Source organism: Mycobacterium sp. 29Ha (assembly GCF_032883055.1).
In the GTDB taxonomy this organism is placed as follows: domain Bacteria; phylum Actinomycetota; class Actinomycetes; order Mycobacteriales; family Mycobacteriaceae; genus Mycobacterium; species Mycobacterium gallinarum.
On sequence record NZ_JAMQTI010000020.1, the window covers coordinates 103335 to 123301 of the forward strand.

Annotated in this window: 22 protein-coding genes and 1 pseudogene; 11 read left to right on the forward strand and 12 right to left on the reverse strand. The window is 63.9% G+C overall.

The genetic code is table 11. From position 1 onward, the window contains the following. Window positions 1-40 precede the first annotated feature (40 nt). Entirely contained in the window at window positions 41-787 is a 747-nt protein-coding gene (locus tag M1248_RS23640) for a DUF3710 domain-containing protein (RefSeq protein ID WP_163726683.1), read from the reverse strand. 1 nt (window position 788) lies between these two features. Then, the gene (dut, locus tag M1248_RS23645) at window positions 789-1253 is read right to left on the reverse strand and encodes a dUTP diphosphatase (protein WP_317149890.1); all 465 of its coding nucleotides are present in this window, start codon (window positions 1251-1253) and stop codon (window positions 789-791) included. A 25-nt stretch (window positions 1254-1278) separates the two neighbouring features. Here dut and M1248_RS23650 point away from each other — a divergent pair, with 25 nt between their 5' ends. Next, on the forward strand, window positions 1279-1758 hold the full coding sequence (locus tag M1248_RS23650; protein WP_163726677.1) for a DUF3093 domain-containing protein: 480 nt from the start codon (window positions 1279-1281) through the stop codon (window positions 1756-1758). A gap of 5 nt (window positions 1759-1763) precedes the next feature. Here M1248_RS23650 and M1248_RS23655 read toward each other — a convergent pair whose 3' ends face one another. Further along, on the reverse strand, window positions 1764-2066 hold the full coding sequence (locus tag M1248_RS23655) for a DUF4193 domain-containing protein (RefSeq protein WP_024445904.1): 303 nt from the start codon (window positions 2064-2066) through the stop codon (window positions 1764-1766). A 164-nt stretch (window positions 2067-2230) separates the two neighbouring features. Here M1248_RS23655 and cei point away from each other — a divergent pair, with 164 nt between their 5' ends. Continuing rightward, entirely contained in the window at window positions 2231-2887 is a 657-nt protein-coding gene (gene cei, locus M1248_RS23660; protein WP_163726674.1) for an envelope integrity protein Cei, read from the forward strand. A gap of 32 nt (window positions 2888-2919) precedes the next feature. Here the strand turns inward: cei and M1248_RS23665 are convergent, their stop codons facing one another. Then, window positions 2920-3768, reverse strand: a complete 849-nt coding sequence (locus tag M1248_RS23665; protein ID WP_410506726.1) for an inositol monophosphatase family protein — start codon at window positions 3766-3768, stop codon at window positions 2920-2922. A gap of 158 nt (window positions 3769-3926) precedes the next feature. Between M1248_RS23665 and ppgK the strand changes: the two genes are divergently transcribed. The 6 genes from ppgK (at window position 3927) to M1248_RS23695 (ending at window position 10072) form a co-directional block, all read left to right on the forward strand. Further along, complete coding sequence (gene ppgK, locus M1248_RS23670; RefSeq protein ID WP_163726671.1) at window positions 3927-4733, forward strand: polyphosphate--glucose phosphotransferase; 807 nt, start codon at window positions 3927-3929, stop codon at window positions 4731-4733. Between the two features lie 201 nt (window positions 4734-4934). After that, window positions 4935-6473, forward strand: a complete 1539-nt coding sequence (locus M1248_RS23675; protein ID WP_317149892.1) for an RNA polymerase sigma factor — start codon at window positions 4935-4937, stop codon at window positions 6471-6473. 90 nt (window positions 6474-6563) lie between these two features. Continuing rightward, entirely contained in the window at window positions 6564-7472 is a 909-nt protein-coding gene (locus M1248_RS23680; protein ID WP_317149893.1) for a tyrosine-type recombinase/integrase, read from the forward strand. A 212-nt stretch (window positions 7473-7684) separates the two neighbouring features. Further along, window positions 7685-8038 carry a hypothetical protein gene (locus tag M1248_RS23685; protein ID WP_317149894.1) on the forward strand — a complete coding sequence of 118 codons (354 nt, stop codon included), beginning with the start codon at window positions 7685-7687 and terminating at the stop codon, window positions 8036-8038. Continuing rightward, window positions 8035-8160, forward strand: a complete 126-nt coding sequence (locus tag M1248_RS23690) for a hypothetical protein (RefSeq protein ID WP_317149895.1) — start codon at window positions 8035-8037, stop codon at window positions 8158-8160. The genes M1248_RS23685 and M1248_RS23690 overlap by 4 nt, the downstream gene beginning before the upstream one ends. 388 nt (window positions 8161-8548) lie before the next feature. Then, window positions 8549-10072 (forward strand): AAA family ATPase, encoded by a 1524-nt coding sequence (locus M1248_RS23695; RefSeq protein WP_317149896.1) that lies wholly within the window; start codon window positions 8549-8551, stop codon window positions 10070-10072. Window positions 10073-11051: 979 nt separating this feature from the next. Here M1248_RS23695 and M1248_RS23700 read toward each other — a convergent pair. Beyond that, entirely contained in the window at window positions 11052-11306 is a 255-nt protein-coding gene (locus M1248_RS23700) for a hypothetical protein (protein ID WP_317149897.1), read from the reverse strand. Between the two features lie 153 nt (window positions 11307-11459). Beyond that, window positions 11460-12269, reverse strand: coding sequence for a hypothetical protein (locus M1248_RS23705; protein WP_317149898.1), 810 nt, complete (start codon window positions 12267-12269; stop codon window positions 11460-11462). Window positions 12270-12337: 68 nt separating this feature from the next. Between M1248_RS23705 and M1248_RS23710 the strand changes: the two genes are divergently transcribed. Then, window positions 12338-12487 (forward strand): hypothetical protein, encoded by a 150-nt coding sequence (locus M1248_RS23710; RefSeq protein ID WP_317149899.1) that lies wholly within the window; start codon window positions 12338-12340, stop codon window positions 12485-12487. An 85-nt stretch (window positions 12488-12572) separates the two neighbouring features. Here the strand turns inward: M1248_RS23710 and M1248_RS23715 are convergent, their stop codons facing one another. After that, on the reverse strand, window positions 12573-13418 hold the full coding sequence (locus M1248_RS23715; protein WP_317149900.1) for a hypothetical protein: 846 nt from the start codon (window positions 13416-13418) through the stop codon (window positions 12573-12575). 216 nt (window positions 13419-13634) lie between these two features. After that, window positions 13635-14492: a CHAT domain-containing protein gene (locus M1248_RS23720; protein ID WP_317149901.1), complete on the reverse strand. Its 858-nt coding sequence runs from the start codon at window positions 14490-14492 to the stop codon at window positions 13635-13637. A 511-nt stretch (window positions 14493-15003) separates the two neighbouring features. Between M1248_RS23720 and M1248_RS23725 the strand changes: the two genes are divergently transcribed. Then, window positions 15004-15561 (forward strand): recombinase family protein, encoded by a 558-nt coding sequence (locus M1248_RS23725; protein ID WP_317149908.1) that lies wholly within the window; start codon window positions 15004-15006, stop codon window positions 15559-15561. 265 nt (window positions 15562-15826) lie between these two features. Here the strand turns inward: M1248_RS23725 and M1248_RS23730 are convergent, their stop codons facing one another. After that, a complete protein-coding gene (locus tag M1248_RS23730; RefSeq protein WP_317149902.1) occupies window positions 15827-17305 on the reverse strand; it encodes a hypothetical protein in 1479 nt (492 codons plus the stop codon). Between the two features lie 150 nt (window positions 17306-17455). On the opposite strand from M1248_RS23730, the pseudogene M1248_RS23735 reads away from it, so the two are divergent. Continuing rightward, window positions 17456-17596 (forward strand): annotated as a pseudogene (locus M1248_RS23735) (helix-turn-helix domain-containing protein); the annotation flags it as partial. A gap of 113 nt (window positions 17597-17709) precedes the next feature. Here the strand turns inward: M1248_RS23735 and M1248_RS23740 are convergent. The 3 genes from M1248_RS23740 to M1248_RS23750 all read right to left on the reverse strand — a co-directional run bounded on the left by M1248_RS23740 (window position 17710) and on the right by M1248_RS23750 (window position 19897). After that, on the reverse strand, window positions 17710-17850 hold the full coding sequence (locus tag M1248_RS23740; RefSeq protein ID WP_317149903.1) for a DUF2510 domain-containing protein: 141 nt from the start codon (window positions 17848-17850) through the stop codon (window positions 17710-17712). 85 nt (window positions 17851-17935) lie between these two features. Beyond that, window positions 17936-19018: an EcsC family protein gene (locus M1248_RS23745; protein ID WP_317149904.1), complete on the reverse strand. Its 1083-nt coding sequence runs from the start codon at window positions 19016-19018 to the stop codon at window positions 17936-17938. A 15-nt stretch (window positions 19019-19033) separates the two neighbouring features. Beyond that, window positions 19034-19897: a DUF2510 domain-containing protein gene (locus M1248_RS23750; RefSeq protein ID WP_317149905.1), complete on the reverse strand. Its 864-nt coding sequence runs from the start codon at window positions 19895-19897 to the stop codon at window positions 19034-19036. Window positions 19898-19967 lie beyond the last annotated feature (70 nt).

Genomic DNA, 19967 nt, shown 5'->3' on the forward strand with positions numbered 1-19967 from the left:
CGCCAATGCACCCCCACGGTTGTTTGGCGCGCCGAATTCGCTAGCCGCCGGTGATGGTCCGCAACTGCTGCATGGCCGACCCCTGCTCGCTGCGGCGCGCGGTCGGCGTCGGCCCCTCGGGCGGTTGCCCGCCGGCCTGCTGCGCCTGCTGAGCCGCGGCCTGTTCGGCGGCTGCGCGCAGCTGGTTCGCCATCGGTTCGGGCAGCTCGACGGGCAGCGGGGTGCGCACCGGCAGCGGGGTGTCGCCGCGGCGAACCACCGTGTCGGCCAGGGCGTCTCGCGCCTGCTTCGCCAGCGCCTCGGCGTTCTCCTCCGGCCCGTTGACAACGCACCGGATCATCCAGCGATAGCCGTCGATGCCGATGAACCGCACGACGCCGGCCCCCTGAGCACCCGCTGCGGCACCGACGACCTCGCGGCCCCACCGGCCGTCCTTGATCGACACCTGGGTGGCATCCTTGCGCAGCGATTCCGCCAATTCACCGGCGACCTCACGCCACAGACCGGCGGACTTCGGGGCAGCGTAGGCAGCGACGGTGAACCGGCCGTTGGGCGTGACGACCCACACCGCACTGGGCACACCCTGCGGGGTGAGCTCCACCTGCACCTGTCCGGCCTCGGGCAGCGGAATCAGCACCGAGCCCAGGTCCAGACGTCCTTCCGCCGCGACCGCCGGGTCGTCGAAGTCGTCGATGTCGAACGGTCCGTCCGGCTCGACGTCGGCGTCGCCCGTCGAGGTGACCTCATCGCCACTGTCCTTCACGTCTTTTTGCCTACCGAATGCCATTTCACAAACTCGCATGTCCGCCGGAGGAACCGTGGCCACCGCCGCCACGGGAAGTATCTGCCAAACCAGCCTCGTCGAACGACGTCACCTCGACCAGGTCGGGCAGTTCGACTCGCTGAACCAAAAGCTGCGCGATCCGGTCTGCGCGGTGTACGACGATGGGCTCGGCAGGGTCGAGATTGATCAGTGACACCTTGATCTCGCCGCGGTATCCGGCGTCGACGGTGCCTGGGCTGTTCACGATCGAAAGTCCAACGCGGGCAGCTAAACCCGAGCGCGGATGGATCAGTCCGACCATTCCGTGGGGGATGGCGACGGCGATGCCGGTCGGCACGAGCGCACGCTGACCGGGACCCAGTTCGACGTCGATGGCGCTGTACAGATCCACACCCGCGTCGCCCTCATGGGCACGACTCGGCATGGGCAGACCGGGGTCCAGGCGCACGACCGCGAGAGTGGTGGACACGACGTCAGAGATTACTCTTGGCCGCGTGTCCGACACGCGCGCCACGTCCCAAACCGTCCGCTACCGCGAACGGCTGATGGTGCCGTGGTGGTGGTGGCTGCCCGGCCTGGGATTGGCGGCGCTGATCGGACTCGAGGTCAACCAGGGTGTGCCCGCGATTCCCGTGTGGCTGCCCTACGCCGTATTGCTGCCGGTCGCGGCGGTGGCGCTGTTGATGTTGGGCAGCACGCAACTGCGCGTGGTCGCCGGTGAAGGCGAAACCGAGCTGTGGGTCGGTGACGCACATCTGCCCGTCGGCGTCATCTCCAGGTCCACCGAAGTTCCGCGCAGCGCGAAATCCGCGGCTCTGGGCCGTCAGCTGGACCCGGCCGCCTACGTCGTGCACAAGGCGTGGGTAGGTCCCATGGTTTTGTTGGTTCTCGACGACCCGGATGATCCGACGCCGTATTGGCTGGTGAGCTCCCGCCGCCCCGACCGAGTGCTGGCGGCACTGCGTAGTTCCTGAAGCCGTCAGGCGGCGCAATCGGTGCAGATCATCACGCCGTTCTTCTCGCTGGCGAGCCGACTGCGGTGATGGACCAAGAAGCAGCTCGAGCAGGTGAACTCGTCGGCTTGCTTCGGGATGACGCGAACCGACAACTCCTCGCCGGACAGGTCGGCACCAGGCAGTTCGAATGATTCGGCGGATTCGGATTCGTCGACGTCGACAACCGCGGACTGGGCCTCGTTACGCCGCGCCTTCAGCTCCTCCAGCGAATCTTCCGAAACGTCATCGGTTTCGGTACGCCGGGGGGCGTCGTAATCGGTAGCCATTTCCTGTCCCCTCCATCAAATCTTGCAGCAGTGCTTTGTACCAGCGTCGAACGCATCCACCAAATGATTCGTGCCCGGAATGAAACACGTTGCACTGTGATTTACATCACAGTCTCTGGGATGCCACCTTAAGGTCGCAGCGACGGGACCTCTAGAGTGCTCTCGTGGTCGCGCAAATCACCGAGGGTACGGCATTCGACAAGCATGGCCGCCCATTCCGGCGGCGCAATTACCTGCCGGGCATTCTGGCGCTCGTCGCCCTGTCCGTCGTGACGCTGACGATCTGGGTCATCGCCCTGAACCAGCCGGTCGCGGTGGAGGAGACCGCCGCGTGCAATCCCCCGCCGCCGCCGGCCGACGCGAACAACCCACCGCCGGCGCTCGGCCAGCAGTTGACCCGTAGCGAGATGGTCGACGTCACCCCGGCCAAGCTCGCCGACACCAAGATCAGGGTGCTCAACGCGAGCGGGCAGGGCGGCCAGGCCGCCGAGGTGGCCGGCGCACTTCGCGATCAGGGCTTCGCCGAGCCGACGGCGGCCAACGACGCCGTGTATGCGAGCGCCCGACTGACATGCCAGGGCCAGATTCGGTTTGGACCCTCGGGCCGGGCGGCCGCGGCCGCCGTGTGGCTCGTCGCGCCGTGCACCGAACTGTTCGAAGACGAGCGCACCGATGACACCGTCGACCTGGCGATCGGCACCGAGTTCACCGAACTGAGCCACAGCGACGACATCGACGCCGTACTGGCCAGCTTGCGCCCCGACGCGACGCAGACTGCCGATGCGGCACTGCTGGAAAAGATTCACTCCAGCACCTGCTAGATACGTAACTCACTGGCGCCCAACGGGTTTGGCTAAACCGCACCCGCCCGGTTCAGCGCAGCCGCAAGCGCGTCGGAGATGCCGGGTGCGCACGCGATGATCAGGCCGGGCGTGCCGTCACTGGCCGGCAGTCGCAGTGTCGCCCCGGCCTCTGCGGCGATCAATGCGGCCGCGGCCCAGTCCCACACATGCACGCCGTCTTCGTAATAGGCGTCCAGACCGCCGGCCGCCACCATGCAGAGATCGAGCGCGCACGACCCGAAACGGCGGATATCGCGGACGGCGGGCAGCACCGTGGTGAGGATTTCGGCCTGCCGGCTCCGCTTCTCAGCGGCATACGAAAAGCCGGTGCCTACCAACGACATCGACAGTTCGGTGGCGGCACTGGCTCGAAGCCGCGTCGTGACTCCCCCGTGTTGCAGGCCGGCGCCGTGACCCACGGCAGCGGAGTACAGCGCGCCGGTGGCGACGTTCGCGACCGCCCCGGCCACCGATGCTCCGTCTTGCTGGACGCCAACCGAGACCGCGTATGCCTCGAGGCCGTACACGAAATTCACGGTGCCGTCGATCGGATCGAGCACCCACGTCAACCGTCCGTCGTTCGTTCCGCCCTGCTCCTCACCCATCACGGGTTCCCCCGGACGTAGGACCGCCAGCCTGTCGCGCAGCAGCGCCTCGGTTTCGGTGTCGACAACGGTGACCGGGTCGGTCGGGGTGCTCTTCGCCCGGACCGGCGAGACGGTGTTCCGATCGCCGAAAACCTCGGCGCGGCGCGCACGCACGAATGCGGCCGCCTCGGTGGCCAGCTGCTCGGCCACCGAGCGCAGCAGGACGGGATCGGTCAGGGATTCCCGGCCCGCCGGGGTGTCGTTTTCGACCACCCGCACATCGCAGCACAGTGCAGCGGCGCGCGGGGAGCCTGTTCGCTAACCGGTTGCGCGACTGGGCCCGCGCGTTACCGAGGGATCACCCATGAGTTTTGCCTAGCCACTAAGGTGTGTGGCGCATCGCAGTGCCGGGCCGATCCAGAGGAGCGCCGATGACAGCCAACGATTCAGCCGCAGAAGCGGCGGCCACCGGCGCGGGCCAACGCCGCGGCTTCGGCATCGATGTCGGCGGAAGTGGCGTCAAGGGCGGCATCGTCGATCTCGATACCGGTCTGCTGATCGGAGACCGCTTCAAGCTCGAGACCCCGCAGCCGGCAACCCCCGAAGCGGTCAGCAAGACCGTCGCCGCGGTGGTCCGCGAGTTCGGTTGGACCGAGAAAGTCGGGGTCACCTATCCGGGCGTCGTGACCGACGGCATCGTGCGCACCGCCGCCAACGTGGACAAGGGCTGGATCGGCAGCAATGCCAGCGAGTTCTACAGCAAGGCACTCGACGGCCAGCAGGTGACCGTGCTCAACGATGCCGACGCGGCCGGGCTGGCCGAAGAAAGGTTTGGCGCGGGCCGGGACAACACGGGCGTCATCGTGCTGCTCACCTTCGGCACCGGCATCGGTTCCGCGGTGATTCACAACGGCGTGCTGCTGCCCAATACCGAGTTCGGTCACCTCGAGGTCGGCGGCAAGGAGGCCGAGCATCGCGCAGCGTCCTCGATCAAGGAAAAGAAGGACTGGAGCTACGAGCGCTGGACCCAAGAGGTGACAAAGGTCCTGGTAGCGATCGAAAACGCGATCTGGCCGGACCTGTTCATCGCCGGCGGCGGCATCAGTCGAAAAGCCGATAAGTGGATTCCGCTGCTGAAGAACCGCACACCGGTGGTGGCCGCTGCCCTGCAGAACACGGCCGGCATCGTCGGCGCGGCGATGGCCGCTGCGGTCGATGTCACAGCTACCGGCAAGTAGCCGCGCCGAAACCATCGAATTTGCCGCTCAAGGCGGCAGTGGCACACACTGTCGTTACAATGGACGACGGCGGCCGTAGCCCGGATAGCGGCGAGATCAAACCGCCGATATTCGACAGCCGACATTTTTCGATGGCGCATGACCCCAGCCTGCGTTGGGATCCGCACTGCCCACCGGAACGAAGTACGACGAAAGGGTGACGTGGCAGCGACAAAGGCAAGCCCGGCAATCGATCAGCCGGTGAAGCGCACCGCTACCAAGACCCCGGCCAAGAAGGCCCCGGCGGCGAAGACCGCCAACGGTTCGGCACCAGCCAAGCGGGCCGCCAAGACTCCTGCCGCGAAGGCGACCAAGGCCACGACCGCCGCCAAGGCGACCACCGCGACCAAGCCCACCAAGGCGGCGACCAAGGCCGCGCCCGCCAAACGGGCCGCCAAGGCCACCAAGAGCGACGGCGCGCCGGCGACCCGCGGCCGGGCCAAGAAGGCCACGTCGCCTGAGGCGGATGCGACGAAGGTCGACGGCGAGGTCGAAGAGGTCGAGACAGACGACGACGTCGAGGTGGAGCCCGACGGCGACCTCGAAGTAGAGGACGTCGATCTGGAAGACCTCGAAGTCGACGACGAGGAGCCCGTCGCGGCCGAGGCCGAGGAAGGCGCGGCCGGCAAGCCTGCCCCCAAGGTCGCGGTGGCGGCGCCTGCGACCGACGACGAGGAGATCGCCGAGCCAAGCGAAAAGGACAAGGCGTCGGGCGACTTCGTCTGGGACGAAGAGGAATCCGAGGCTCTGCGGCAGGCCCGCAAGGACGCCGAACTGACGGCGTCTGCCGACTCGGTGCGCGCCTACCTGAAGCAGATCGGCAAGGTGGCACTGCTCAACGCCGAAGAAGAGGTCGAGCTCGCCAAGCGCATCGAGGCCGGTCTGTACGCCACCCAGCTGATGGCTGAACTCGCCGACAAGGGCGAGAAGCTGCCCGCCGCGCAGCGCCGCGACATGGCGTGGATCTGCCGTGACGGCGACCGCGCCAAAAACCATCTGCTGGAAGCGAACCTGCGTCTGGTGGTGTCGTTGGCCAAGCGTTACACCGGCCGCGGTATGGCGTTCCTGGACCTCATCCAGGAGGGCAACCTCGGTCTGATCCGCGCGGTCGAGAAGTTCGACTACACCAAGGGCTACAAGTTCTCGACGTACGCGACCTGGTGGATCCGGCAGGCGATCACCCGCGCGATGGCCGACCAGGCCCGCACCATCCGCATCCCGGTGCACATGGTCGAGGTGATCAACAAGCTCGGCCGCATTCAGCGTGAGCTGCTTCAGGACCTGGGCCGCGAGCCCACTCCCGAAGAGCTGGCCAAGGAAATGGACATCACGCCGGAGAAGGTGCTGGAGATCCAGCAGTACGCGCGTGAGCCGATCTCGCTGGACCAGACCATCGGTGATGAGGGCGATTCGCAGCTCGGCGATTTCATCGAGGACTCCGAGGCAGTCGTCGCGGTCGACGCGGTGAGCTTCACGCTGCTGCAGGATCAGCTGCAGTCGGTGCTGGAGACCCTGTCGGAACGCGAAGCGGGTGTGGTTCGGCTGCGGTTCGGCCTGACCGACGGCCAGCCGCGCACCCTCGACGAGATCGGTCAGGTCTACGGCGTCACGCGTGAGCGCATCCGCCAGATCGAGTCCAAGACGATGTCGAAGTTGCGCCACCCCAGCCGCTCTCAGGTGCTGCGCGACTACCTGGACTAGTAAAAACCTCGGTTAGCCGCTCTACCTGCGGCTATGTGTAGCTAGCGCAGGATAGTAGACAAGCACAGCGTTCCTAGTCAAGATAACGAGGTGCCGAAAGCCAAGCCGTTGGACCTGCAATCGCTGCTGTCGTCGTGGCAACTCGCCCTGCGCTCCGAACGCAAGTCCCCCGCGACGCTCAAGGTGTACACCGACGGCATCACCGCTTTCCTGCGCTGGTGCGAGAGAACAGGCACACCGGCAGCCCTGACACGAAATGCCGTGCAGGCGTTCACCGCTGAGTTGCTAGATGCCGGCGCCGAACCCGCCACCGCACGGTCCCGGCAACTCTCGCTCAAGCGGTTCTCGGCATGGCTGACCGAGGAGGGTGAACTCGACGCCGATCCCCTACTGGGCCTCAAGCCGCCCAAGCTCGACACCAAGGTCACCGACGCGCTCAGCAACGACGAGCTCAAGGCATTGATCAAATCCTGCTCGGGCAAGAGCCTGCGGGAGCGCCGCGACGAGGCCATCGTCCGGCTGATGACCGAGACTGGGATGCGCGCCGGTGAGGTCGTCGGCCTGCAACTCGCCGATCTCGACCTCAGCCGGGGGCTGGCCACCGTCACCCGTGGCAAGGGCGGCAAGGGGCGCATCGTGCCGTTCGGGTCGCAGACAGCGACCGCTCTGGACCGCTACATCCGCACCCGGCGCACCCATGTGCGCGCCGACTCCCCCGACTTGTGGGTCGGCGACCGCGGCAAGGGGTTCTCCTACTACGGGCTGCATGCGGCCCTGCGCCACCGCGCCCGGATCGCCGGTATCGAACGGTTCCACCCGCACCTGCTGCGGCACACAGCGGCGACTCGGTGGCTGTCCGCGGGAGGCTCCGAGGGCGGCCTGATGGCCGTGGCCGGCTGGGCACGCCGGGATATGATCGACCGCTACACCGCCGCCACCGCGTCCGAACGCGCCGCCGCAGAGGCTCGCAATCTCAACCTCGGTGACCTCGGGGTCTGAGCCTGGTTCCGGAATAGTCTTGGGGCCCCGGACGTTTGGGCAGTTGCGCTGTACATGAAAAGTACCGTAGCGTTGGTGTCGAACAACAGAGGAACCAGAGTCGCCATCTAATGATCCGCTATGGAGCGGGGAGGAGCGACTGGTGCCGAGCACTGTTGATCCGCTATGGAGCGGGGAGGAGCGACGCCTGACCTGAAAAGGCAGGCCGCTCCATGCCCGATAATCTGACCCCCGCCCAAAAGAGCATGAGGGGGCGCGCCGGTGCCCACGCCTCGTGGGCTCATACCGAGGACCGCGCCGCCCGTACAGCGGCAGCCCGCCGTCAGGCGCTGCGACGGTTCGAGGAGCAGGTGGACCCCGACGGGGTACTGGCCCCTGCCGAGCGCGCTGTGCGCGTCGAGCACGCCCGCAAGGCCCACATGATCAAGCTGGCGATGGCCAGCGCCAGGGCGCGCCGACTGCGCGCACAGGCCGCCGACATCGAGGCAACGCTCGCCGAGGAGAACCCCGAACTGGTCGACGAGATCGCACAACTCGACGAGCAGGGCGACGGTGGTGCCCGGTGACCACCAGACCAAACACTTGCCAGGCCGACCGCGACCTCCTCGAAAACCTCGGCCTGCCTGACGATCCCGACCAGACGGAGGACACGGCGCTGCCCTCGCACGACGAGCTGATGCCGTCATGACCGATGATGACACCGCCCCTGGCGTGAAAGTCGCTCAGATTCCCCCTGCAACATCAGGAGCGGCCATCTGCGGGTGGAGCCTAGCTCGTTGGGATTGGCTTGAACACCGCGCACTGCGTCGCCCGCTGCCAGACGTTCACCGCCGTTACGGCGTCCGGCAACACCGCGCCGTCTCACAAAGCAAAGGCGACCGGCACTGCCTCCATCACGAGACGGTGGAACTTGCTGCGGCGCGTCGCGCCTACCCCTGCTGGGAACTATTAGGCCGCGCAGTTGAAGGGGACGACGATGGGAGACCCCCTGACGAAGGATGCCCCGCCGGCGAGACCAGCGAGGCAGCCAATAAGTCCAAGCCCAGGACCGAAAACCAGTCTAGCGGGTGGGCGCCGTGACCGACGAAATCGAGATCAAGACACTGAGCCTCCTCGCCGACGACCCCGACGCGATGGCCAAAGCATGGGACATGGGGCTGCGGCCGGCGGCGTTCGTCAATCCGCCCAACGAGGCGATCTATGCCTGCGCCGTGAAGTACTGGGAGAGCAGCGGGCGGACCAAGGCGCCCACCCGATTCGCACTCGCGGCCGAGTTCAGCGGGCTGAAGCTGGTGGACTCCGGCTCCGTCGAGGAGGACCTCAATTGGCTCGTCGATGCCCTGCGGCGGCGTCTAGCCTGGAACGCCGCGCAGAAACTGCTCTTAGACCATGCGACCGTCGCCGCGGAGGACCCCCTGGGCAGCCTGCGACGATTGGCTGAGGAAGCTCGGGCTACCGCCGATGCCCTCGGCGGCTCAGCGGTACCTGACCTCGACTTCAACGAAAAGGTCCGCGAGGAGAAGCGTCGGCTCAGTGCCCGCCACGAGGCCAACCAGCAGTTCGAGGAGGAAAAGGCCGCCACGAAGGCGGCGGGTCGCCCGCACCTGCGCGACCGGCTGCTTGGGATCAGCGATCTCGCTAACCTGCCGCCGGTCACTGCGCTGATCGACGGACTGCTGTACCGCGACACCCTAGCCCAGCTCTCGGGGCCGTCGGGCAGCTACAAGACTTTCGTCGCCATCGGCATGGCGTGCTCGATCGCCACGGGTAAGCCTTTCGCCGGTACCTTCGCCGTGCCCCGGGCGGGCCGTGTCGTGTACATCGCGGCCGAAGGCGCCACCGGCATGCGAGCGCGTGTGCTCGCCTGGTGCGAGGCCGAGGGCATCCGTCCTGAGGCGCTGGAAGGCCAACTGTATGTGTTGCCCGATCCGGTGCAACTAGGCAACCCTGGCGACGTGGCCGAGGCCACCGCCGTTGTCGCCGAGTTCGACGCCGACCTCGTAATCATCGACACCCGCGCCCGCAGCACCGAGGGCCTTGAGGAGAACTCGGCCACAGAGCAGGGGCGCGCCATCAACGCCGCCGACAAGATCCGCAACGCGGCAGGATGCACGGTGCTGGTCGTCCACCACTCCGCACGCAACGGCACAGCAGGCCGAGGGTCCAACGCCTGGGACGGTGCGGTGTGGTCTGACCTGCGGATGGAGGGCGACGGGCTACACGGCAAGATCCGGTGCGCCAAGCAGAAGGACGTGGGCGACGGGTGTGACCACCACTTCACGTTCAGGCGGCACACAGTGAGCAGCGAATTGATGCCGAACACCCTGGAGTTACAGCGGCAGACCCTCGTCATTTCAACAAACGGACCTGGAAATTCCGACCTGCGAGCAAACTCTCAGCGCGTCGTCCTGGAAATTGTTCGGACCGCTGCACCGCCGGAAGGTTTTACGGCGACGCAAGTCGTTGACCTGGCTAAGCCGCTCAACGTCAGCAAGTCATCGGTCTACAACGCCCTGAAAGCGCTGCTAGACAGCGGCGATCTGGCCAACGTCGGTACCCCGAAGCGAACCAAGTACGTCGGTAGTTCGGGTGGTGCCTGATGTGGGAGGAAATGAAAGTTCCAGCATTCCAATCTGATTCCAACTCAATTCCAATAGTGGCCAGTTATTCCAGTCCCTCAGGGGGTCTATAGAAGACCCCCTGACTGGAATTTCGGAACTTGGAATCGACCTGAAGGGGGGTCATCTCCCCGATCCACAAAGGAGCAGAGTCCTTCGATTCCACCTATCGGGGAAGAGCTCGTCGCTCAACGCACAAGGGGGGATCTACTCGACTCAGCGCGAGCGTCCTTCGCCTCACCGATGGAGAGTTCCTCGCCGGACGAAGTGGAGCGCTGTCCTTGCGGAGGGCACATCTCCTTCGATCACCGCCTTCGGCTTCGTGCGTGCCGGGCCGGCATACAGGCGTGAATCATGGCCAACCTATGACTCGCTGGGAGCAAGCAAAGGATGCAACGCAAGGTGCACGCTAAGCCGATGGCTTTGCACATAACCGGCCACGCCGTCGATTCAGTCGAGATCCTGATCTGCGGAGTCAGGTCGAAGCCCCTGCGCAGTCGCGGCGTGCCCACTGTTGACGACGGTTGAAAAATCGGCAGTCGCGGCTGTTGAAAAAGAGCCACCCAATCAGATTGGACGGGCGATCTCCTTGGACGACTGCCTTGACGAGCGCATGTACGTTTCGGAACGAGGTCCCTCGCTCGACGCTTACGCCACTTCCGGGCGCTGTCCGCTGATTTCGGCAGAACGTCCGCTGCTGCTCGGTTGACAGTCCTACAGGCCCCGCAATGTCGTGTCCGACAACGATGTGTAAAAAGCCATTGTTCGCCCATTAAGCCCGTAGTCACGTCCGAAAAGGGTTTACCGCAATCCCAACAGCAAGACTCCTTATACCAGGCGGAACGGCGATACAACCTATGGGTCGAACAACATTTCAAGGAATTACGCCCGTCAACTCCACCAGATAAGTAGACCGCGCCCTAACCCGCGTTCAGTCCTCGCGGGTTTAGTCCTCGCGGGTTTAAAAGGAGTAGACGTTACCGATGCTTACGAACATGCCGTGGCCGGTGCGGTTGTTGGTGAAGCGAGTTCCACCGATATTCGGCTCGATTGTCCAGCCGATCATGTCGAGCACTCGACCGCAAGTCAGGTGGGCGTCAGTCAACTCGTAGTTGGCTCCGTTGCCGCCGATATTGCCGATCGACCAGCCGAACGAGCCATCGCTGTCGATGTAGCAACCTTTAGGTTTCCGGGGCCGGTGGTGCTTCTGGCGCATTGCCGAAGCCCGCAACGCTGGTCCGTTCGCAACGCACTTCCTCGGCAGCGGCGTTCTCTGCCGCGAACTCACTCTCAAACGAGCCAATCGCCATGGGACTCCGGTCTGCTTTCGACAGGCAGATGCCGGCAGAGAGGGAGTCCGGCATCGCAACTAGCGAACTGCTTCATTTAGAGCTGGCTTGTGCCACACGCATGTCGTGTTGATCGCGACAGCGACGGCGCGCCCAGCCTCAGGCCCAGCGTATTGATATTGCCCCTCGTAAAGCACGTGGTAGATGTTTTCGATACTCGTGACGGACACACCATTTACATCGAGATCGTTACAGATGAGCGTGTACACGTCGCTCATGCTGACGGGGCGAAAGCCCTGCGGATTGGTGATGGTCGGACGACCTAACGCAGGCGGGTTCGATCCAGTTCCGGGGGCCGTGGTCGGAGCAACCGTCGGGGCGGGTGCAGGGGCCGATCGGCGGGTACTCGTAGGAAGAGGCACAGCCGCCTGACTTTGAATGGATGGGGTTTGGCGACCGGGCACCTGCTCGATCCGGAATCCATACCTCTCCAACGGTTCTAGCGCAGCTCGCGTCTGCTCATAGCCGCCAGGGTTTAGGCCGTCGAGAATTGCCATGAATGCCCAAATGCGGCCATCCTCGGATGTCGACGTGGCGTAGCTGCCGCGGCCGGTTTCAAGCAGCCTAAGGTCGGCCTGCATGGCGGAGCTTGATGAGTATTGACCAATGAAGATGTGGTCACCTCCATTCGCCGGCGTGCATTGGCTGGCGTTGATAAGCGAATTTGGGAGCCCCCCGACATCCGGGATAACTTGTGTGCAAACGCTGGCGGTCCAGTCTTCAGGGCTACCCGTTGTCCGGTCATCACCGTTGAGCGAGGTGCAGCTCATAAGCAGCACCCCGGAAATCGTCAGACCCACCCAATGAACTCCCGCGATCACCGATTTCACTATTCCTCGCCCCCCTTTTTACCTTGAAACTCGACGCGAAGAACGTGCCAAGAAAGGTTTCTTGACCTATGCGAGGTCTGGAGCTGGGCCATGATCGCAAGGCGGCGAGCGAAGGCGCGCAAGCCGCGCAATCTTCGCATCGGCCGGCCCGCGCACTGACCGTCGACCAGGTCGCGCTCGCCGTGCGGATCGCGCCGATAGCGAGCCTCTTCCAGTGATCGCGCAGACGCCGGGCGACGTTGTACCGGACGCTGGCCGAAGAGATCGACCGCTGATAAGCCAGGCACGGCCGACATCATTCCCCTAGCGGTAGCTCCCAGGCGATCGACCTAGTCGCCAGGTACTCGGCTTGTAGGCACGCATTCTTTCGCGCGCAGCGTCATCAGAGGCTTTCTCGGCGGCGCTCTTCGGCGACCGCCGCTCGGGCCTACGCAGCTTCTGGAGTGTCTTGGGGTCGGGTTCGAAGCCGAGAACCGGCTTTGAGCTCTTGACCTTCTTCTCAGCCTCGAGTTGTTCCCTGTTCACCGATGGGATTCCGAGCTGCCTGGCAAAAGGAGACAATGGTTGCCTTGGCGGCTGCCTTGTCTTCTCTTGTGGGGAAGATTTCGGCTTGTTTCTCGAACTCTTCGCGGGCGCCGACTTTTTCTGACCTGGGCGCTGAACAGCATGGGAGTTGGGATCGTGCCCGCCCCGATTCAGGTCTTGCATCTTTTGTTGTAGCACCGAGAGGTGAGTCCGCTGGTTGTTCGAGTGCTGCTGCAGCTTGTTGTACTTTGCGCGCAACTCTTCGAGCTCCGAGTAGGCGGTGCGGGCTCGCTCGGACCACCACACTGCGTGGTATTCGGGCAAGCGCGCCTGGCAGGCCCTACACACCGCTTTGGGGCGTGGTACTTCCCCGAGCGTGATGGGATCGTCGTACCCGTGACCGCACAGCGCCTCGTCGGCTCGGTCATTGAGGTAGTCCCAGTGATGAGCCGCGGCTGATGCCTTTTCGCGCACGAAAAAGTATGGCGGCTCCTGCATTGGAACTACCGACGGGACATCGTCGTCGCTCACTTGTGCGACCCAGGGATTCGGTGTCGAACGCACTGCCCCATGGCGGCTGATAATAGGACTCGCACTCCATGATCGCTGCGAGATCAGCACCATCTGACACCTTGGAAGCGAGCTCAACTCTGCTCGTGACCGCGTCAGAGGCTGGGTGGCTGACGCTCAGACCGCTGCTGGTGTTACCCGTAAGACCGTCGTGCCCCGCAGAGCCGATCGCCTTAGCGCTCGCTACGTGCCCTTCGAGACAGTCAAACCGATGGAGCGTTGTCGGAACCAGGCGACGGCCTTGGTGAATAACGCGGTTCTTGAGAAAGCTTAGAGCTGTGGGGTGACCAATATCAGAGTTGAAGGGTCTAGGCCTTCGCGGGTCCGAATCTCTGGCAACTGTGAGTCTTCGTCCAGTGAGGCGATCTGCATCGCAACTTTCGCTTGTTCTACTGCAGTGCCGACAGATTGCGCCGATGCGATAGCGGCGTAGAACTTCGCCGCGAACGTGACAGCGGCGATATCCGCGATCGACTCCGACATCCCGATCACCGTGGGCACCGTCTGGAGGAGGTCATGGGCGCCTTCGAGACTCTCGCAGGCGTTGAGGACTACCAGCCTCGGCGGCTCGTCAGTTGCGCCGAGCGCTCTCGCCAGGAGGCTGAACCCCACCTCTGCACCATGGGTCGAGCCCTCCTCGTTCTCAAGGAGGACTCCCCACGAACTCGCGTGGCCTGAGAAGTGAACAACATGAGGCCGATGGTCGTTGAGGCCGTCGATCATGTCGAGCCCGGTGGCGGCGGGCAGGTGTTCAATCGAGACGAGGTCGCGAAACTTAGATGCACGCAGAGACTGCTTTACTTGACGGACTTCCTGATCGACGCGCAACCAAACACCCGTGGTCTCGATCGACCCGTCGGGCAAAACGGTACGCGACTCCAGCGCATGGGGATTGGCCGTGAGGTAGAGCACACGCAAAGGCTCGGGTCTCGCAGGTTGCACCTCGACGTAGCGGATTTCAACTGACTGCCTGTTAATGCGGGCCAGGTCGCGTGCGTGGGCTTTCTCCTGCTGCCTACGTCGACTGTCATCGCGGTCTCGCGAACGCAGCTCGCTCTGCTCAGCAGATCGAAGAGACACGCGCTTGCTGGCGATGGTCTTGTTCTTGGCGGCGATCTTGTCGCGCACCTCCGCCACCTTCTTCAAAGCCGCAGTTGCTTCCTTCTGCCGACGCTCAGCGGCGCTACGGGCGGACCGACGAGTCGAGTCGCTCTTGGACCTCTCAGCCCTGGCATTCTCGCTGTGCGCCGTCGCACTGGCATCATCAGCCGACTTTTGATGTCGGGCCAAGTCCTTCTCGTAGCCAGCTACGGCAGCCTCGAGCCGAGCGATCTCCCCGCGGAGCTGATCACTTCGAGCCATATCGTTGCTTCTTTCAATCTCCGGCCAGCCATTGTCGACAGGCCGACGACGGCGGCGAACTAGGCGCCCTAGGCTACGCACTCGGTCGGACATCAGTCCGCAGCCGCTGCTAACGCGATGTCTCGAAAACGATGGGTTGATGCGACTGCGGGCGCCTCGCGGGGGGCGGCTCGCGTCCTGGCCCGACGGCTCGGACGATTGTCTTGAAAACTCGTCTCATAACGTCTAGTATCAAAACCTAGACTTCAATGGGATTATGAGACAGGGGCGGCCGGCAGTGGCGGTTATCGGGTATGCGCGAGTCAGCACCACCGACCAGAATCCCCAACTTCAGCTCGACGCCCTTCTCGAGGCCGGCGCGAAGCGCGTCTTCACCGACTACGTCAGCGGCGCCACCGCGTCCCGGCCGCATCTCGATGCCTGCCTCGACCATCTCCGCGAGGGCGACGTGTTCACCGTGTGGAAGCTCGACCGGCTCGGGCGCAACACCCAACACGTCCTCGCCGTCGTCGAGGACCTGACTTCCCGAGGGATCGGGTTCCGCAGCGTCACCGAGGGCCTGCACACCGACGGGCCGATGGGCAAGGCGATGCTCACCATCATGGCCGCCTTCGCCCAGCTCGAGCGCGACACCATGATCGAGCGGACCCGCGCCGGGCTCTTGGCGGCCGCCGCTAACGGGCGCAAGGGTGGGCGGCCTCGCAAGGTCGATGACGCCCAGGCCGCTAAGGCCCGAAGTCTGCGGGGGAAGGGCATCGCGGCAGTCGACATCGCGAAAATGCTCGGCGTCTCCCGAGCCACCGTCTACCGCTACTTGGCAAACCAGGCTGCCTGACGCCGGACTCGCGCCGAAGGACACTTACGGGAAGTCGCCCGAGTGTGGGGCCTACCTAGGCGTTGCTACAACTCTTGCTCCCACCCATCCGCCGTAGGCCCTCCGCTCGCAGGACCTCCATGCGGTCAGTGAAGTCGTAGTAGCCATAGGAGTGGGCGAGCATTGCTTTCCCGAACTCTTTGAGCACCTGCTCGTCGGTGAAATCCCACCGAGTCGGTATCCATGACGGCGTGCTCCTTCCACATCTCGGTCCTGGGGCCCAGCGTCATGAGCATTGACCACCGTGATGAGTCCAGGCCCATTCACAAGCAGCATTGGTGCATAGCGCCGGTTCGGATTTCGGCTCTCGGTCGTAGGAGTCCTGAGCGCCTTGAGCTTTCGCCGCCTTCATTGGGATGTCAGGGTTGACGGTTCGGAATTTCGCGATCACGGCTTGCACGTATTGCCGGGTTTCGGGGCTGAGGTCGTCGTCCAACACATAGCGGTAGTGGTGGGCCTGGATGCTCGCAGTCTCCCGGCCGTCGTTCTTCGCGCTAACCACGACGCGGATAATTCCGCGCTTCATCTTTCGGGCGTGAGTCAGCAGCCAGTCGGCATAGGCGACTTTGATGCCCAGTGACTCCGCGAAAAGTTTCCCCTCGGTGCCGCCCTCTTCCAAAAACCGAACAGCCTTGCCGAACTGGTGATCACCTGCCATCTCGTGCTGGGCTAACTCAGCCCACACTCCTGGCGTCGGCGGGAAGACTTCGTCGAGACCTATGGATTCTCCTTCTAGCCGGAGCGTCGGGAGCAATGCTGGGGCGGCTGCTATGCCGATCACGACCTCGTAGCGGAAAGCGGGGTCAACGGTCAGGTGCATGCCCAGCTCGGTGATCCTCCCGTCGAGGGGGTGCCAGGGCTGCCACGGGTAAGTACGTCCCAGAAGCGGACCGAGCGAGTCGATTGTCTGTTTCCAGAGGTTCAGCCAATTTCTGCCGGGGCCGACGACGAAGGCAAGTTCGAGCCGGACGGGTCCTGGAGGAAGTTCTGAGGCGAATGCGACGGTGGCGTCGATTTGCTCCTTGTAGGCGACAGTCGAAGCCGATGCGGTTGTTCTCGCGACCAGCACGTCGATCGACGGCGGTGCAGTCTCTCTGGCGGGTTCGATGCGCACGAAGGACTGCTCGCTGTGCTGCTTCGTGCACCAGACCGACACCAGACCAGGGTCCTGTAGGTGATTGGCGAGGGGGTACGCATAGTTGTCGAGGTCCGCCATGTCGAGGAGATCGCGTCCACTTGGCAGGCCCACGTCGAGTCGGAGCGCCCACGGGCCGTGAACACGCGAGGCGGCGAGCAGCGCTTCGGTATCTGCAAGATATTCCCGCAACCGAACTTGATCCGGATGATCGGCCTTTTCCCACGACGCCAGCCGAGGCGCGACCCTGAGCCCTAGCTTGTCGCCTTCGGGGCGGGAATACCAGCGCATCGGGGGCGCCACGGTGTCCTCGGCTGGCAGCACAAACCTGGTTTCCAAGTTGTAGCCGACCGCCGAGTCGATCGTGTCGGGTGGCCCAATGATTTGCGTGAGCATATCTAATGGCACGCACGAGATATGGTGGTGGTCAATCCACTTGATAAGCACCTGCTTCTTGTCGTGGCTCAGGCCATACAGAACGCCGTGTCGGCCTGATGGCTCCATCCCGGGTCGTATGAGCAAGATCGGGGTGGGCTTACCATCAAGTGCTTGTGCTTCCTCGAGGGTCACGCGGTTCCTTCCTGACCTGCATCCGATGAGAGCGCTGTCGCACCCGCCCTGCGGCAAAGGTTAACGGCGGACACCGACAGACAACACTGACGGGCGACCGGCACCAGACTCGCGGCGGCCGCCAACGGGCGAAAGGGTGGGCGGCCTCGCAAGGTCGATGACGCCCAGGCCGCTGAGGCCCGAAGTCTGCGGGAGAAGGGCATCGCGGCCACCGGCATCGCCAAGATGCTGGGCGTCTCACGCGCCACCGTGGACCGCTACCTGAACGACGCCTCGTCACTCTCAGCATGACACTTGGACCGAATAGTCGTGGTCTCGTCCGGGCTGCGACTCAGCAGGGTTCGCTGCTGTACTTCATCGTGTCCTTGCGAATCTCTACTGAAGGTTTGTCGCTTAGCAACTGATCACCCAAGGATATTCGAAACTGCTGGCCCTTCCGATAATTGACCTGAGGCAGGCGTCCAGCGACGGCCGTCCCAATAGGACCTGCCGCCTGTCCCTCGAGGGTCTGGGTACCACCCTGGTGGCGGCAACGGCGTTGTCATATCCCGTGACCTATTTTGCTTCGCCTCTCCACCGCTGCGTCAATGTTCTCCCGTCGGTCTTGCCGGATACCCAGGTCTAGCAGAGCTATGTGGTGTCATCGCCGCTCTCCTCGTCGGAGTCTCTCTCGTCATCGAAGACGATGCCCTCGGATTCGAGGATGCCGATGACATTGATCGAGGACTCTGCGTCGTCCTCGCTGGAGGATTCGTCTACCTCCACGTCGACGACGATCGGTTCCAGATCCCCGCCTTTCTCGTAGAGGAATCGCTCGCGGTAGGCCCAGTACGCGGCGTTGGCCACGTCGTCGACCATCTTCCAGTTCAGGGCGGCGCCGATCCCCACACCCGCGATGGGCACAAACTGCCCCAGCTTCTTCTTGGTGAGCTTCTGCCCGAACTGGGTGGCAAACTTCTGCACCACCTTCACGAACGTCTGCTGGTTGAGCTGCCGCCAGGCCATGTTCGTGGCGAGACTGCGGGTCAATATCGCAAGCTGCTGGTAGGCAACAGCTTTCGCTGACGGAGTTACCGCCAAGCCGAGCCCGATGACCTGCATCATGAAGACTTCCTCAGCAGGGTCGCGGGGGTCGTACCCATAATAAAGAGCGTCGTGGGCAATGACTCGACTGCACGCGGTCAGAAGAGCGGCGGCATCTACGCCCATCGCAGCCGCGATCGTTCCCAATCCGGGCGCGGCTCCGGCGCCAGCGCCCGCGACACCGCCGAACACGGCAACCGCTTGTCCGCCGCTGACCGCCAGTCCGGCCGCAGCCCCCTCTGCAGCGGCGGAAACCGAGTACGTGTAGTGCAGCCGAGTGAAGGAGGCAACTTTGTCGATGGCCCTGAGATCCAGCTTGCGGATGTCGTCCAGGTGCTCGACCGAATGACCCTTCTTGGCGTAGGCGCGAACGACGCGGGCCTCCGATGTCGTCAGTTGACCGGTGCGGGTCATGAACTTCCCCGCTCCCTCGGCGGTCGCTTTGAGCGCGGCGGCTCCGCTGTCTTTTACCTTGGCTGCACCTGGTGTCTTAAGCGCCTTGTCGTACCACTCGCGCCCCTTGTCCTTGACCGACTCCGGGACCAGCCGTCGTGGGGACCGGCGCAGCTCCCGTTCCCTGTGCTCGCGCACTTTCTCCAGTTGTTGCAGTTCGTAGTCCGACAATCCCACGAGCGCCCTTCCTAGTCAGCGTCCATACCGCGCCTCGCATTGGTCTTCGATTCCGTTCTCTATTTCGGAATTGAGATGTGATCCCGCACTTGCCTTCTGCTCAGCCACGCACGCCTTGTACAGGTCGCTCTCCTGATTGGCGATGTTGAACAGAATTAAGACTAGGACCGCCAGAATCGCGACTCCCACTCCGCCGCTGACGACGATCGGACGACGCCAAAAATCGCCTGCGGTTGGTGATTGGCGGTGGTCGGTCCACCGTTCGCCGTCCCAGTACCGTTGCCCGTCTGTTGCGTCAGGGTCGGGATGCCAGCCAACGGGTGGCTTTCGGATATTTTGATCCTGAACCTTCGCCGGTGCCCGCCGTCTGAGACGTGGCGCGGTGGCCTGGACAAGTTCATCGCGACGGAATGCATACAAATTCGGGTCACCCTGAAACTGCAGGCAATAGTCGTACTCGTCGGTCTCATCGCAAACCTGCACAATCTTGCCCGCCTGGCCTGTGTGGTCGTCATGATGCGCGACAACTTTGGCCCATCGGCCTACCTCTAATGCCGCTGTGGAGACGACTGGCTTCGTGTCTGGGGAGGCCGCCCTCTTCGGGGGTGGGTCCGACTGCTTACGCTTCACAGTCGGTGTCGTCTTGTTCCCTGCCGTGGCAACTGTCCTTGACGAGGGTTTCGGCGCAGCTTGCCGAGAAGGCGGCGACGACTTTTTGGGCGACGCCGCTGCCTGCTTCGCCTTCACGGGCGGTGAAGTCGTTTTTTGCTTCGCTGATGATGGCCGGTCGTCTCCCCGGAGCAACAAGACCGCCGCTGCGACTGCGGCAATGACGGCGGCGACGAGCAGCACAATGATGACTGCGAAGAGCGCTTCCATCTATCTCCCCGTTTGCGCTAGCCCCGATTTTTCGTCCAAGGTGATGGCAGTAGCGGTTTCCGGCTGGGAA

What these genes read in the sequence shown, in the direction of transcription:
- ppgK (WP_163726671.1), top strand. Translation starts at nt 3,927, where the DNA reads ATGACAGCCAACGATTCAGCCGCAGAAGCGGCGGCCACCGGCGCGGGC.
- M1248_RS23740 (WP_317149903.1), bottom strand. Translation starts at nt 17,850, where the DNA reads ATGACAACGCCGTTGCCGCCACCAGGGTGGTACCCAGACCCTCGAGGG.
- M1248_RS23640 (WP_163726683.1), bottom strand. Translation starts at nt 787, where the DNA reads ATGGCATTCGGTAGGCAAAAAGACGTGAAGGACAGTGGCGATGAGGTC.
- M1248_RS23750 (WP_317149905.1), bottom strand. Translation starts at nt 19,897, where the DNA reads ATGGAAGCGCTCTTCGCAGTCATCATTGTGCTGCTCGTCGCCGCCGTC.
- M1248_RS23700 (WP_317149897.1), bottom strand. Translation starts at nt 11,306, where the DNA reads ATGCGCCAGAAGCACCACCGGCCCCGGAAACCTAAAGGTTGCTACATC.
- M1248_RS23655 (WP_024445904.1), bottom strand. Translation starts at nt 2,066, where the DNA reads ATGGCTACCGATTACGACGCCCCCCGGCGTACCGAAACCGATGACGTT.
- M1248_RS23685 (WP_317149894.1), top strand. Translation starts at nt 7,685, where the DNA reads ATGCCCGATAATCTGACCCCCGCCCAAAAGAGCATGAGGGGGCGCGCC.
- M1248_RS23715 (WP_317149900.1), bottom strand. Translation starts at nt 13,418, where the DNA reads ATGGTGCTGATCTCGCAGCGATCATGGAGTGCGAGTCCTATTATCAGC.
- M1248_RS23710 (WP_317149899.1), top strand. Translation starts at nt 12,338, where the DNA reads ATGCGAGGTCTGGAGCTGGGCCATGATCGCAAGGCGGCGAGCGAAGGC.